General features: G+C 51.8%; 10 protein-coding genes. 9 read left to right on the top strand and 1 reads right to left on the bottom strand.

The window, feature by feature from the left end; translation table 11 throughout:
• The first annotated feature begins 23 nt into the window (after positions 1–23).
• On the top strand, positions 24–1,823 hold the full coding sequence (locus BWI93_RS29115; protein WP_255158020.1) for a DUF1080 domain-containing protein: 1,800 nt from the start codon (positions 24–26) through the stop codon (positions 1,821–1,823).
• A gap of 70 nt (positions 1,824–1,893) precedes the next feature.
• Here BWI93_RS29115 and BWI93_RS22895 read toward each other — a convergent pair whose 3' ends face one another.
• Complete coding sequence (locus BWI93_RS22895; protein ID WP_094815755.1) at positions 1,894–2,397, bottom strand: hypothetical protein; 504 nt, start codon at positions 2,395–2,397, stop codon at positions 1,894–1,896.
• Positions 2,398–2,908: 511 nt separating this feature from the next.
• Here BWI93_RS22895 and BWI93_RS22890 point away from each other — a divergent pair.
• The 8 genes from BWI93_RS22890 to BWI93_RS22855 all read left to right on the top strand — a co-directional run bounded on the left by BWI93_RS22890 (position 2,909) and on the right by BWI93_RS22855 (position 14,672).
• Entirely contained in the window at positions 2,909–5,986 is a 3,078-nt protein-coding gene (locus BWI93_RS22890) for a TonB-dependent receptor (RefSeq protein WP_255158019.1), read from the top strand.
• A 12-nt stretch (positions 5,987–5,998) separates the two neighbouring features.
• Positions 5,999–7,336: a RagB/SusD family nutrient uptake outer membrane protein gene (locus BWI93_RS22885; protein ID WP_094815753.1), complete on the top strand. Its 1,338-nt coding sequence runs from the start codon at positions 5,999–6,001 to the stop codon at positions 7,334–7,336.
• A 14-nt stretch (positions 7,337–7,350) separates the two neighbouring features.
• Positions 7,351–8,700, top strand: a complete 1,350-nt coding sequence (locus BWI93_RS22880; RefSeq protein ID WP_094815751.1) for a hypothetical protein — start codon at positions 7,351–7,353, stop codon at positions 8,698–8,700.
• Between the two features lie 6 nt (positions 8,701–8,706).
• Positions 8,707–10,380 carry a hypothetical protein gene (locus BWI93_RS22875; RefSeq protein ID WP_255158018.1) on the top strand — a complete coding sequence of 558 codons (1,674 nt, stop codon included), beginning with the start codon at positions 8,707–8,709 and terminating at the stop codon, positions 10,378–10,380.
• A 4-nt stretch (positions 10,381–10,384) separates the two neighbouring features.
• Entirely contained in the window at positions 10,385–10,795 is a 411-nt protein-coding gene (locus BWI93_RS22870; protein ID WP_255158017.1) for a c-type cytochrome, read from the top strand.
• A 180-nt stretch (positions 10,796–10,975) separates the two neighbouring features.
• Complete coding sequence (gene soxC, locus BWI93_RS22865; RefSeq protein ID WP_094815749.1) at positions 10,976–12,214, top strand: sulfite dehydrogenase; 1,239 nt, start codon at positions 10,976–10,978, stop codon at positions 12,212–12,214.
• A gap of 20 nt (positions 12,215–12,234) precedes the next feature.
• Positions 12,235–13,686, top strand: a complete 1,452-nt coding sequence (locus BWI93_RS22860) for an NAD(P)/FAD-dependent oxidoreductase (RefSeq protein ID WP_094815747.1) — start codon at positions 12,235–12,237, stop codon at positions 13,684–13,686.
• Between the two features lie 92 nt (positions 13,687–13,778).
• Positions 13,779–14,672, top strand: a complete 894-nt coding sequence (locus BWI93_RS22855) for a cyanophycinase (protein ID WP_094815745.1) — start codon at positions 13,779–13,781, stop codon at positions 14,670–14,672.
• Positions 14,673–14,891: the final 219 nt, after the last annotated feature.

Genomic DNA, 14,891 nt, shown 5'->3' with positions numbered 1-14,891 from the left:
CAATTGCCTTATTCCTCTATTCTATGAAACCAAGTATACTTCTATTGGGGATTCTCTTCCAGCAGGCCGCATGGGCTCAGTCCGACCGCGTCGCTGGCGTGTTAGCTCAATTACCGGCGGGCAATCAAACCCAGCTACACACGGCAATGGGCGAAGTGGGCAAACTCAACGAAGAAGGACTCCTGGCTCTGGCAGCGGGCCTGAATGCACCGGGCGATCATACCCAGACGGAGTACGCCCTGGGAGGGTATACAGCCTACGCCAGCAATCGTTCTGCCGACCGCATGAAAAGTTCAATGGCGTATCAGAAGGCCCTGAAACAGGCCACTACACCCGAAGCCAAAGCCTTTCTGATCGCCCAATTGCAGATGGTGGGAAAAGAAGAAGCGGTGGCAACGCTGGCCTCTTTCCTGGGAGATAATCGGCAAGCCGATCCGGCCGCCCGGGCTCTGGTGCAAATCAATACGCCTTCCGCCCGGCAGGCACTGCTCACAGCGTTGAAAACGGCTCAGGAACCTGCTCAGTTATACCTGATCGAAGCCATTGGTAAAACCCGTACTGGGGATGCCGTACCGGTGCTAACCCAGCTCGCTCAAAACGCTTCTGATAATGCGAAGAAATTAGCTTTATACGCTCTCGCGAATATCGGCAATCCAGGTTCTGGAGCTTTACTGGCTCGTGCAGCGGCAGATCGGCAGTATAGGTTCGAAGCCTCCAACGCTACAGCCTCCTATCTGCTCTGGATAAAGCGGGTAGGGGAGGCGGGGCATACCGCTACGGCCGAAAAGGCAGCTCGGGCCTTGATCGAGGCGGCCAGTCAGCCTTCCCAACAGGCTACCCGACTAGCGGCTGAGCAACTGTTCATTCCGCTTTCGAAGGATCTGACGGCCAATCTTCAGCGACTGAACCATGCCTCGTATACGGAACCTCAGCGACTTGTGTTGCTACAAAAGAGCATGGACGTAGCCCGAACTCCGCAACAGAGACAGGAAATTCTAAGAGAAGTAGGGAGCCTTCGTCAATACGCGGCTCTGTCGTATGCCGCGAGTTTTTTAAACCATCCCGTATTGCGAAAACCAGCCGCTGAAGCGGTTGCTCAGATTGCGTTAGCCGAACCTCGTTTTAATAATCTAGAAGTTCGCGAATGGTTGAAGAAAGGTTTGCCGTACCTCAGTCAGCCCGCTACCCTGGAAAAGCATCTGGCAGGCTTACCTCAATTGTTTACCCTAACCGAAGCAGAAAAGCAGGAAGGTTTCAAGGTCCTCTTCGATGGTTCCGATCTGGAGCAATGGACGGGTAACAAAGAAGACTACGTAATCAAAGACCAGAATCTGGTGATTGAGCCTACCGGCAAGGGACAGGGTAACCTGTATACCAAAGACGAGTATGCCGACTTCGTATTCCGATTCGATTTTCAGCTTACGCCGGGAGCGAATAACGGACTGGGGATTCGGGCTCCGCTCGAAGGCGATGCCGCGTATACCGGCATGGAGTTACAGATTCTGGATAATACGGCAGACCAGTACAAGAACCTGCAACCCTACCAGTATCACGGATCCGTCTATGGCATTATTCCAGCGAAGCGGGAAGGTATGAAACCCGTTGGGCAATGGAATACGGAGGAAGTAACGGTACGTGGTACACGTGTGAAAGTGGTACTGAATGGCGTAACGATTCTGGACGGTGACGTAGCCGAAGCAAGCCAAAACGGTACCCCCGACCACAAAGAACATCCTGGGCTGAAACGGACTTCAGGCCACATTGGTTTTCTGGGACACGGCTCGGTGGTGAGATTCCGGAATATCCGCGTGAAAGCTTTGTAAAAGAATCAGTACTACAGGAATAGCCACGCTGCTTATTTCTGTAGTACTGATTCTTAGACCAGTAGTACAGTTACTTCGAAAAGATACACTGGGCCATACTCTGCACGTATAAGGTGTCATCTTCATTGACTTCCTTACTAACCTGATGATTAATCGTAATTTGCTCAATTAGCTTATTTTCAAGCATTTCCCGCTCTTGCTTGTTTAAAGAAATAAGAGCAGAATGCTTATAACCTCTTCCGTGAGAAAACTCACACTGAGACGTAACCCGTTGAAAAACATGTTTGGATTGATCCTTGAAAATCACTTCCGCATGGTTGAGTTCTTCTTCGGCCGTTTGGCTATAAAACGTAAGACTCAGCAGATACGAAGAGGGTTGCTTTTGTTTTTTTTCTTTTCGAATTTCTATCCATTTCCATCTTCCTAAAACATCCTTGTTTTGCGGATTAGTGCTGGAAATTTTTTCTTCAAGAGTGTAGCCGTTCTTAACGGAAAAAGCATACTCACAAGGATACGTCTGAGCGAGACTGGGAATGGAGGACGACAGAAAAAGTAAATAAAAAAGTAGTTTCACGGGTAGGGCGGTGATAGTAATTTGAAACGTGAAAATATAATTTTTTAAATGAAATCGGACGGTACTGGTTTAATTGTAACTAATTTAAAATGAAATAGATACTAAGTACTTAGGGGATTCGCTTAATAGTACTTAGTGCTTCAGTAAAAAGTATTAAGAATGGCGTAAATCTTAGCCTTTTTAAAAAGAAAGTCCAATAGTAATCATTTTATACTATAATGTCTATACGTAAATTTTTAAATAGTATATATAATATAATTTATTAAACATAATAAAGATTATCTTCTATTAGTATACAAATTCTGTAGATTATATTTGCTAAATACCGAAGCCTCTCTAGTTTTGTCGAGCTGTTCCGCTAGCGAGGACCTCCGCCCCGCCCTCCGTCGGTCGCCAAGCATCTCTAACGTTCAAGGGAGTAAACCCATTGTAAATCTGTGTTCTTGATTTGTATAGTTAATCTATATAAGTAGTAGAAAAGAATTTAGTACTCAACCATCACAGTTATTGAATGAAAAATTACGTACACATGCACGGGAATTATTGGAAGGCCTGGATGCTGCCTCTGCTCCTAAGCGTATCATCGGGGCATGCCGCCATTCCTGCCAAAGAGGTTCGATCCTACTGGCGAGCGACGGAAGGACCCATCAAAGGGCAGGTACTTGATGAAACGGGGAAAGGCATTCCGGGGGTGAATATTCAGATTAAGGGCACTATTCAGGGGGTATCCACCAATGCCAATGGTGAGTTTGAAATCAGTCAGGCACCCGACCGGGCTCGATTGGTGGTTTCCTTCATCGGTTACAAAACGCAGGAGGTAAGCGTAGGTAATCAAACCCAGCTAACCATCCAGCTCGTACCTGATCAGAACCAACTGAGTGAAGTAGTCGTGGTGGGCTATGGTACCCAGGAACGCAAAAACCTGATCGGTTCCATCACCAAAATTGACCCTTCCGACACGAAGAATATTCCCACAGGTAGTTTCGACGCCCAGCTTCAGGGCAAAATTCCCGGTGTACAGATTTCCAGTAATACGGGCGTACCGGGCGAAGCGGTAAACATTCGCGTTCGCGGAGCCACGTCCATCAATGCTGATAATGATCCCCTGTACGTGGTAGACGGCGTTTTCATCAATAACAACAGTTTGCAGTCGGTGAGTACGGGTGGAAAAGCAACCTCGCCCATTGCCGACATCAACCCTTCCGACATCGAGAGTATCGAAATTCTGAAGGATGCCGAAGCCACGGCTTTATACGGATCGCGGGGAGCCAATGGCGTTATTCTCATCACGACCAAACGCGGCAACTTCGAACAGAAACCCAAGGTAAGCCTCAATGCTTCCACGGGCTGGTCGAAAGCGGCCCGGCTCTGGGATTTGACGACGGGCCCCGAACACGCCCAACTGGTCAACGAATGGTGGATTAATGCGGGCAAGGATACGCCTTCGTTGAATCGTACGGTAGCCAATCGGCCCTTCCGCCCCGTATCCGAAGGGGGCCGGGGACTACCGGAAGAACAGCAAACCTACGACCGACTTGGCGAATTATTCCGTACCGCCCGGTTACAGAACTACGACCTGTCACTAGCCGGGGGAACCACCAACACCAAATACTACATCGGCGGTAGCTATACCCAACAGGAAGCCATCATCAGACCCATCAACTTCGAACGGGCCAGCTTCAAAATCAATCTCGATCAAAAAGTCAACGATAAGGTGCAGGTAGGCGTGAGTAATATCCTCAGCCGCACCTTCCGCAATCAGGCACGGGCCGGGGACGGCCCGCAGGGCGGTTTGTTACAGGCCGCTTTGCATACGCCTACGTATCTTTCGCCCTACGAAAACGGTGTACTGGTCGGCCGGGCGGGTTTTGATAACCTGACGTTACTGCTCAATAATTACGACGTTCACTCCATCAGCCTGCGTTACATCGGCAACGTATACGGGGAAGCGGAAATCGTACCCGGACTGAAATTCCGTACCAGCTTCGGGTTGGATTATAACGGCTACGACGAATCCGAATACTGGAATAACCTGCTCATTGCGGGCAGTCCGTCGGGACTAGCGACTTCCAGTCAAACGCAGTTTTCCAGTGTACTCAATGAACAAACGCTGGCGTACCGCAAGACGCTGGGCAATAAACACACCTTCGGATTGCTGGTAGGAAATACCCTGCAAAGTGATGTACTGAAGCGTACGTATGCCGAAGGTCGCGGTTTCGCCAACAACAACTTTACGCAGATTTCGTCGGCTTCAACAACGGCCGCTTCCCAGAACTGGAGTAAGAGTACGCTGGCCTCGTTCTTCGCCAAAGCCGATTACAACTTTGCGGGTCGGTACCTGATCAATGCCAGTATCCGGGCTGACGGCTCGTCCCGCTTCGGGAATGAACGTAAGTGGGGCTACTTTCCGGCAGTGGGGGCGGCCTGGCGAATCAAGCAGGAAGAATTCCTGAAAGACGTAACGGTACTAAGTGATTTGAAACTGCGGGCCAGTTACGGAATCACGGGAAACCAGAACGGCATCGGCAATTTCGCTGCCCAGGGTTTGTGGACCGGAGGAGCTTCATATCAGGGTAGTCCCGGCATTGCTCCCCAGCAATTGGGCAACCCGGATTTGCAGTGGGAAAAAACCCGTCAGCTGAACGTAGGTCTGGACCTGGCGTTCTTCAACGGACGCCTATCCGCCGAATTCAACGTCTACAACAAATACACGACCAATGGCCTGCTGCAACTGACCTTACCCGCCACAACGGGCTTTAGCACATACTGGAGCAACGCGGCAGAAATCAGCAACAAAGGCTTTGAATTAGGTATTCAATCGGTCAACCTTCAAACTTCTCAACTCAAATGGACGACGAGCCTGAATCTGGCCCGCAACGTCAACACCATTGAAAAACTTGAAACGCCCTTACGCTACGGCAGCCGCGATCTGATTTTGCAGCAGCAGGGTCATCCGCTGTACTCGTTCTGGGTGTACAGGCAATTGTCCGTCGATCCGCAGACGGGCAACGTGGTGTACGAAGACGTCAACAAAGACGGAAAAATTACTACGGACGACCGGCAAATTCTGGGTAGCATCTGGCCCAAACTCTTCGGCGGTCTGACCAATAACCTGACTTACGGCAGTTTCGATCTGAATGTGTTCTTTTCCTTTTCGTACGGAAACAAAATTTACAATCACAACAAATTCTTCGGAGAGGGTGGGGGAGCCCGCGACGCTGCCCGGATCATCTTCGCCAGCAACCTGGCCCGCTGGCAGAAACCCGGCGACATCACCGACGTACCCCGTCCCGACGGTGTCAACGTCAACAACTATCGCGATGGCGGCAGCCGCTGGCTGGAAGATGGTTCGTTCCTCCGCCTTCGTTCCCTGACGCTGGGCTATACCTTACCGAAAACCTGGTCCAAGAAAGTGGGACTGGATAACCTCCGCCTCTACGCCGTGGGTACCAACCTCTGGCTGCTGACCAAATACACGGGTCTGGACCCCGAATCGAGTGCCAGCAGTGACCAGAATCAGCAGGGCATTGATCTGGGTACGCCACCGCAGCCGGTGGGTTTACAGTTGGGTTTAAACGTGACTTTGTAAGAACAGACCGTAATGAAAGCAACTTTTTTAATCCTAGTAAGTATTCTGTTCCTGACTTCCTGCCAGTCCTTTCTGGATGTGAAGCCGAAGGAATCCATTTCGGATGCCGTTACCATTACCGATAAAACTTCCGCTGAAACGGCCGTTCGCGGTGTGTACAGTGCTCTGGCGAGTGGTAATTATTACGGTACTAACTTTCAGGCCATCGGTTACCTGTCGGGTGATAACGTGGAATGGACTGGCTCGCAGTCCATCGTTCAGGAATTCATCAACCACAAAGTCAATGCCGATAATGGCATGATTAGCGGCGTCTGGATTGCCATTTATCAGACCATCAACCGGGCCAACAATGTGCTGGCGAAGGTCAACGACGTAGCCGATCCGGCCCTGACGACCGCGTTGAAAAACCAGTACCTCGGCGAAGCGTATTTCGTGCGGGCTTTGGCCTATTTCGATCTGGCCCGCGTCTGGGGTGGGGTACCACTGATTACCAAACCGACTGTAACGCCCGCCGACAACCGGGGCATTGCCCGCAGTTCCACCGCTGAGACCTACGCTCAGGTACTTAAAGATCTGGATGCGGCCGAGTCCCTGCTCCCCGCAACCACCGACCGCTACCGGGCCACGCAAAAGACAGTCTGGGCTTTGAAAGCCCGCTATTACCTCTATCAGAAAGATTGGGTCAAAGCGGAAGAATACGCCAGCAAACTCATCGGTGATGCTACGAATTATTCCCTAATCAAGCCGTACCGTACCTTTTTTGCCGATAACGCCCGGGGTACGCAGGAATCCATTTTCGAGATTTTCTACAACGGTACCACTGAAATCAACGCCCATCGCGGGCAGTGGCAGCCGCAAACTAACGGTGGTACGCGTCAGTGGGCACCCAATACGGCTCTGGTCACGCTACTCAACGATGCCAGCGTGGGTGGAAACCGGAGCGTACTCGTCGCCAAAGACAACCAAAATCGCTGGTACGGCAACCTCTACTACCGCAACCCTGGCTCAGACCCTTCGTACGTGCTTCGCATTGCCGAACAATACCTGATTCGCTCCGAAGCCCGGACTCAACAGAACAAATTGACGGCTGCTCTGAGCGATCTGAATGCCGTGCGTGATCGGGCTGGGCTGCCCGCCGTTACAGCGGCTACGTCTGAGGCTGTTTTACTGGCGATCGAAAACGAACGCCGCGTGGAATTTGCCCTGGAACCGCACCGCTGGTTTGACCTGGTACGGACGGGACGGGCGGCTACTGTACTGGGCGTTACGGATCCGAAACGTTACGTATTACCCCTGCCCGTAGATCAGCTACTGGTGGATAAAGCACTGGTTCAAAACGAAGGCTACTAACCGCTATTCAAACGATGGATCAACCAACGCATCTCTCGGAACCGGCCGCGTGGAGTACGGCCGAAAAAGCCATCTTCCGCTTTTTCTTTCTGTACTTTTTCATTCAGGTCGTACCGCTCGATTACAAGTATTACCAGTATCTGTTTTCCATCGACTGGCTACAGTTGAGTTACCGCGAAATTTTTTACCTGTCGCGGTACAGTCCCAAATTCATTGATGGAGCGGACACGTTTCTCAATTGGGCCATCGTGGCGGGTATCGCTTTGGTGGGTTCGGTCGTGTGGAGTGCATTCGATCGCCAGAAGCGGGAATACAACCTGTTGTATTATTGGCTGCGGGTGCTGGTTCGGTATCGGCTGGCCGTGGGTGTGCTGGCGTATGGATTCATCAAGTTCTTTCCCGAACAATCGCCGCTGCCTTCGCTAAGTCATCTGAACACTAATTACGGCGATTTTTCGGCCTGGAAACTCTTCTCTCTAAGTTTAGGTGTCGTACCAACCTACGAATCCTTCCTGGGCCTGATCGAAATTATTGGAGGCTTATTACTCCTGCACCGGAAAACGGCTACGATTGCCACGCTCATCATTCTGCCGTTTACGGGAAATGTTTTTGTCTCGAACCTGGCCTACGAGGGGGGTGAATACGTGTATAGTCTCTACCTGATCAGTCTGGCCTTGTTTCTGTTTTCCTTCGATGCCATTCGACTCTTTACGCTACTATCGCTGGAAAAAGCTACGAAACCCAATCGCTTTCAGCCCGTGTTCTCCGAGCAGTGGCTGAAAAACGCTAGGCTGATGGGCAAGCTGGCCTTTATCGTCTTCTTCGTCTTTTTCTACGGCTATCAAACCTACGCTGGTCACCGCAAAGGATCGTATCAGTATCCCCGGCAAAAAGGACTTTCGCAGGCAGCGGGGCTCTATAATGTCAGCGAATTTATCATCAATGGAACGGACATTCCCTACTCGAAAACCGACCCCATTCGCTGGAAAGATGTGGTGTTCGAAACCTGGGCTACGCTGAGTATCCGTTCCAATCGTCCGGTGCAAATTGATTCGCTCCATACGGAAGAGATTTTCGCCGCTGATTCCCTGCGGAACTACGAAGCAACCGGTTCGATCAGTCGTCACTATTATTCTTACACGATTGATTCGCTGACTCACACGCTGGTACTGAAAAACAAAAACCGCCATTACAAAGGCGAGCAACTGGTATTGCATTACGAGCGTCCCGAAGCTGGAACCATCCTGCTGAAGGGCCTCAACGAAAATCGCGATTCCATCCGCGTCGTACTCAACCAGGTGGACAAAAAGTATCTGATTCAAGAAGCTAAAAAAGTAGGTCGCCGTAAAGGTCTTAAACTCTAAACCGCTATGTCAACGCTCCCTGTCGATACCTTACGTCCGGAAACGGCGGCTTCTGAAACGCAGCTTCGACCTCCCTTCTGGACGGCCTGGCAGAAGATTCTCTTCCGCATTGCTTTCGTGTTTTTTGTGAGTCTTGCTCTGCCCAATGATCCGGGCTGGTACAAAGACCTGTTTTCGTTTGACTGGACGCGACTGCATTACCGCGATTTGTACGACATTGCCCGGTTTGGTTCCGGTCTGAACATTTTCGGAAACAAGATTTTCGGTAGCCCGCTCAATGGCTACGCCACCTGGGTAATCACCCTGATTTTTGCCATCGGGGTAGGGTTGGTCTGGACCTTTATCGATAGTCGCCGCAAACCTCAGCCCCGCGAGTACAACCGATTGTATTACTGGCTTCGGGTGGTCGTACGTTACCGGGCGGGGATTGGCATTATCGGTTTCGGGTATACCAAACTATTCCCCACGCAACTGCCGTATCCTTCGCTGGGCGTTCTCAATACCGATTTTGGTGATTTGACGCTACAAAAAATCTACTGGCTTTCGATTGGTATTGTCCCCTGGTACGAAGTGTTCGCGGGCGTGGTGGAAGTTTTGGCTGGAGCCTTACTGTTTTTCCGAGCCACGACCTTTTGGGGTTCCGTACTATTATTTGGAGCTTTGGCTGACATTGTCTTTGTTAACTTCGAGTACGATGGAGGAGTCCACGTATATAGTTCATACTTCGTGCTGCTATCCGGCTTTTTGCTCATTTACGACATTCCGAAAGTATACAATTTGCTGGTTCGCGAACAGTTGACCATTCCCGTTCATTACTATCCTTCGTTTGATAAACCCTGGCAACAATGGAGCCGGGTTTTCCTAAAAACCGGAGTAATTGGGGTGTTTGTGGTGTGGTTTTTCTACCTGCAGGGCGTGAACTTCCTGTATGATCCGTACAAACAGCCCGCCCTTAAAGGTGTGTCGGAATTGCGGGGAAATTATAACGTGACGGAATTTAAAATCAACAACCAGGTCATTCCCTATTCGCCGCTGGATTCCGTACGCTGGCAACAAGCCACCTTCGAAAACTGGACGACGCTAACGTTCAAAGTCAACCGACCCGTGGATCTGGATTTGTCCAACGGCGGCGGCTCGCCCATGCGGGACATCAACCGAACCTTCGAGCTGACGGGCGTCGCGGGTGGGCAACGCGTCTTCTACTACGAAGCGGATACCCTGCATCACGTCTTGTATTTACAGGACAAAAACCGGGGTCGTCAGAACCGGGAAACGCGGGAGGTTGAGGGAAAAGCGGCTCGTACAGAAGCCAAAGCAAAACCCGTCGTGGCCAGCTGGATACCCAAGGAAGCTTTGGCGATTATCGGTTCGGAAGATGAAAAAATTCATCCGCTGGCCCGATCTACCCGCCGCACCCGTGGGATGATCAGCGAAGCCGAAAACCCCGGCGGCGAAAGTTCGCAGGTCGTAGGCTGGGATCGTAGCAACAACGGTACCGTGAAAGCACCCACGCCGCTACGCAACCGGATGATTCTGAACTATCAAGCCATTAACGGAGGAAACCGGGTCATCCTGTCAGGGATTAATGAAAACAGAGATTCGATTCACGTAGTACTCGATCGGGTTCCCCGCAAATACGCTCTTTCCGAAAGTACCCTGAAAGCGGGTAAATACGATTAGAAGGATGAGTTTAATTGTAAAAAAAGGACTACTCTGGGCCGGATTGGGGCTGGGAGCCTGGGCCAGTCTGAGCTTTTCCCAGCCCCGAAGCCCTACGGTCGGAAGGATGTCTGCTGATACCATTTATGGCTTGGGTCGTCCGGCTACGGCTGAACGGATCAAAGCCTGGGATAGTGCCATTCGTCCCGATGGAAAAGGCTTACCACTGGGTTCGGGGACGGCCGTGAAAGGAGCCGTGCTGTATGCGGAACGTTGTTCGGCCTGTCACGGCAAAACGGGCGTAGAAGGTCCCAATGACCGACTAGTGGTTTCGGATACCAGCAAAACCAAAGGTATTGGTAACTACTGGCCCTACGCTACGACGTTGTTTGATTACATCCGGCGGCTATGCCGTTTAACGCTCCAGGCAGTCTGACCGACGCTGAAGTGTACAGTCTGACGGCTTTTTTGCTGGAAAAAACCAGCGGATCCAGCCTGGATTTGTGCTCGATGCTCAGACCTTACCCCGCGTGGCAATGCCCGCTAAAGCCAACTATATTCTGGACGACCGTAGTGGAGGTCCCATAATCCGGTAAAGCCGTTTTTGAAAGAACCAATGAAAGTATTACCCGGAGAAAAACCCGTTGTACTCGAACAAAAAGTCAGTCGGCGAAGTCTATTAGGCGGAGCGGCTACCGCCGCGATCGTGCTGGCTCAGGCTCCGTTCGGCAAAGCTGTACAGGCGGCTCTGTCAGAAAAAGAGTGGAAGACCGACCCGACCAAAGTTCCTGGTGTACCACCCGGCACAGTGGGCACGCGGTCGCCGTTTGAAAAGCCCGTCAAAAAACCGTCGGATATTTCTTCCCGAACGCCTTTACAAAATCTATACGGCACGATTACGCCCTCGGATTTGCATTTTGAACGGAATCACAACGGTGTTCCCGCCATCGATCCGGCTCAGCATGAGCTGTTGATTCACGGGCTGGTAGAAAAGCCACTGGTATTGACGCTGGCTGATTTGAAGCGGTATCCATCCGTTACGCGGATTTGCTTTCTGGAATGTTCGGGTAATTTTCGTTCGGGGAATCCGAAGCTGAGTCCACAAGACATCTGCGGCCTAACCAGCCAGAGCGAATGGACGGGTGTCATGCTCTCTACCTTATTTCGGGAAGTAGGAGTGAAGCCCCAGGCCCAGTGGTTTCTGGCCGAAGGATCGGACGCGGCGAAGATGACCCGCAGTATTCCACTGGCGAAAGGCTGGTCGGATGCCATGATCGTGTACGCCCAAAACGGCGAGGCCATTCGCCCCGAGCAGGGATATCCGTTTCGGTTGTTTCTGCCGGGTTACGAGGGAAACATGAGTGTCAAATGGCTTCGGCGACTGGAACTTTCCGACGAACCCTTTATGACCCGCGAGGAAACGTCCAAGTATACCGAACCGGTGAAAGACGGCAAGATCCGTTATTTCAGTTTCGACATTGACGCCCGTTCCATCATTACCTTTCCGGCGTATCCGGCTCAGGTACAAAAGGGCTGGATCGAAATTCGGGGGATTGCCTGGAGTGGTCGTGGTAAGGTAGATCGGGTGGAAGTGAGTACCGATGGCGGCCGTAGCTGGCAACTAGCCCAGATCCAGGGACCCATTTTAGATAAGGCCCATACGGGTTTTCGTTACCTTTGGCACTGGGATGGTACGGAAACCGAAATCCAGAGCCGGGTAACCGACGAGACCGGTTATATCCAACCCACGTATCAGCAGTTAGTAGCCGCCCGCGGTTCCAAAGGCGGCTATCATTTCAATCCCATTACGGGCTGGGTGCTCCAACGCGACGGGCAGGTATTGCTCCGAACGTAACGGTTCCGGTCGATGAAGGTATGACAAAAAAAGAGTACGATGCCGTAGTGGTGGGCTCGGGTCCGAACGGACTGGCTGCTGCCATTACCCTGCAACAGGCGGGACTTTCGGTGCTGGTGATGGAAGGCAAATCAACCATCGGGGGCGGACTCCGTACGGAGGAAGTTACCCTGCCAGGTTTCAAGCATGACATTTGTTCGGCCATTCATCCTTTGGCGGCAGGCTCGCCCTTTTTCAATACGCTTCCGCTGGCGGATTTTGGTCTGGAATTCATCTATCCCGAAGTCGCGGCGGCCCATCCCTTCGATGTGGGTCCGGCAGCGGTACTGTTTCAATCTATTCAAAAAACCGCTCAAACGCTGGGCGTGGATGAGCGGGCCTACGAAAAACTCGCCGGATTTCTAACCAAAACCTGGCCCAAGGTGGCGGTCGATACGCTCGGTCCGCTGACGTTTCCTTCGCATCCCCTGGACTTCGCGGCCTTCGGCTTACGGGCTTTACCCCCGGCGACCTGGTTTAAACATTTATTCAAAGGAACGCAGGCTCAGGGACTGTTAGCCGGTATGGCCGCCCACGCCATTCAACCCTTGAGTAACCTCACCACCTCCGCCATTGGACTGGTACTCTTAACGGCTGGCCATCTACGGGGCTGGCCCATACCCAAAGGTGGCTCGGGACAAATTGCTCAGGCCTTAGCAACGTACTTTCAGTCACTAGGCGGAAAAATCGAAACCAACTTTTACGTCGAATCCTTACAGCAATTGCCTTCCTCGCACGCGGTGCTGTTCGACATTACGCCCCGACAATTGCTTAAAATTGCTGGACATACCTTTTCCCCCTTGTATCGCTGGCAACTGGAACGTTACCGCTACGGGATGGGTATCTTCAAAATTGACTGGGCTCTCGACGCTCCGATTCCGTTTACCGACGAAAATTGCCGGAACGCCGGAACCCTGCATTTAGGGAACACTCTTCAGGAAATCACGGACACCGAAAAGCTTAGTTCACAGGGCGGCTACCCGGAGAAGCCTTTCGTTTTGCTGGCCCAGCAAAGTCAGTACGATCCTTCGCGGGCTCCCGAAGGCAAGCACACGGCCTGGGCGTACTGCCACGTGCCCAACGGCTCCACGCGGGACCGTACCGAAGCCATCGAAAACCAGGTGGAACGCTTTGCTCCGGGTTTCAAAGACCGGATTCTGGCTCGCCACGTCATGAATACGGCTCAGGTACAGGAGCACAACCCCAACTACATCGGTGGCGATATTAACGGCGGAATTCTTGATATTACCCAACTGTTCACCCGACCTGCCTTACGCTTTTCGCCGTACCGGACGTCTACGAAAGGCCTGTACATCTGCTCGTCATCCACGCCTCCGGGTGGGGGCGTGCATGGCATGTGCGGCTATCATGCGGCCCGCAAGGCCTTAGAGGACGTATTCCAGATTCGGGAAAACCGGACGCTAATTCCCTAAGAATAAGCATTGGTCGCGGTTCTGTTCCGGAAAATCGCTGTTTCCTTCGTTTGTAATGGACGGTTCCTACCTTCCGGTTTTCTTCCTGACGTATGCAAAAATTCATTCTACTTTTCTTCTTAATCGTCTGGACGCTTGACCTTTCAGCCCAGACACCGATTGTCATCAATGAAAAAAGTACCACTCGCCACGGCCCCGAAAAGGGTTCACTACTCATCATTGGTGGTGGTACCGTGGGACCGGAAATCTGGGCCCGCTTTGTGGAACTGGCTGGAGGGAAGGAGAAAGCCCGCATTGTCGTCGTTACCGCCGCAGCGGGCGATTCGGCGGCGTTGAGTCCGACGCATCTGGAAAGTATCCGGAAACAGTCGGGCGTGAGACGGGTTACGCTTCTCCATACCAAAAACCTGACCGAAGCCAACAGTGACGCGTTTATCGCTCCGCTGAAGGAAGCGACGGGTGTGTATTTTATCGGCGGTCGGCAGTGGCGAATTGCGGACTCTTACCTCAACACTCGTACGCATCAGGCTTTTTTTGAGGTACTGAACCGGGGCGGGGTTATTGCGGGAAGTTCGGCGGGGGCGAGTATTCAGGGGTCGTTTCTGTGGCGGGGCGATACGAAGAGGGCTGACATCCTCGTCGGCGATCATACGCAGGGACTGGGTTTTCTGAAAAATTCCGCAATTGATCAGCATTTACTCAAACGTAATCGGCAGTTTGACCTCATTGATTTCATCCGCCAGTCGCCACAACTGATTGGGATCGGGCTGGACGAATCGACGGCCATTGTTGTACAACAAGATCAGTTGGAAGTGTTGGGCAAATCGTACGTGGCGGTGTATGACTACCAGACGATTATCGGTAAAGGAGAGCCTCACGTACGGGATCAGCAGGAGCAGTTTACCGCATCTAACGGCGGGTTTATTTTGTTGAGTCAGGGGCAGCGGTATGATTTGAGGGAGAGGAAAGTAATGAGGGGTCGTTAGTTTTTTTGATGAATTAGTTTTTGTGTCGGTGAGACGGCTGGTCTTTTGGTTCGTATGCATTTCCTACTAAAAGCTACTGATGGTAATGTTATTACAAGACTATTTTCGTCCCGCTGACGGAGCTGGTCTTTTAGTCCGTATGCATTCCATGGGGGCCATCCCATGGTGGCCGCCATGGAATGGAAAGCGGCTTGAGCCCCAGAATGCGATTCCCGGAAT

The sequence above is a fragment of the Siphonobacter sp. BAB-5385 genome, from assembly GCF_002261125.1.
Lineage (GTDB): Bacteria > Bacteroidota > Bacteroidia > Cytophagales > Spirosomataceae > Siphonobacter.
The sequence above is the reverse complement of the archived record's forward strand: the minus strand, read 5'-3'. Positions and strand labels throughout refer to the sequence as shown.

Bases quoted from the DNA above. Each gene is read 5' to 3' on its own strand.
- BWI93_RS22875 (WP_255158018.1), top strand. From the start codon at position 8,707: ATGTCAACGCTCCCTGTCGATACCTTACGTCCGGAAACGGCGGCTTCT.
- soxC (WP_094815749.1), top strand. From the start codon at position 10,976: ATGAAAGTATTACCCGGAGAAAAACCCGTTGTACTCGAACAAAAAGTC.
- BWI93_RS22880 (WP_094815751.1), top strand. From the start codon at position 7,351: ATGGATCAACCAACGCATCTCTCGGAACCGGCCGCGTGGAGTACGGCC.
- BWI93_RS22885 (WP_094815753.1), top strand. From the start codon at position 5,999: ATGAAAGCAACTTTTTTAATCCTAGTAAGTATTCTGTTCCTGACTTCC.
- BWI93_RS22860 (WP_094815747.1), top strand. From the start codon at position 12,235: ATGACAAAAAAAGAGTACGATGCCGTAGTGGTGGGCTCGGGTCCGAAC.
- BWI93_RS22855 (WP_094815745.1), top strand. From the start codon at position 13,779: ATGCAAAAATTCATTCTACTTTTCTTCTTAATCGTCTGGACGCTTGAC.
- BWI93_RS29115 (WP_255158020.1), top strand. From the start codon at position 24: ATGAAACCAAGTATACTTCTATTGGGGATTCTCTTCCAGCAGGCCGCA.
- BWI93_RS22870 (WP_255158017.1), top strand. From the start codon at position 10,385: ATGAGTTTAATTGTAAAAAAAGGACTACTCTGGGCCGGATTGGGGCTG.
- BWI93_RS22890 (WP_255158019.1), top strand. From the start codon at position 2,909: ATGAAAAATTACGTACACATGCACGGGAATTATTGGAAGGCCTGGATG.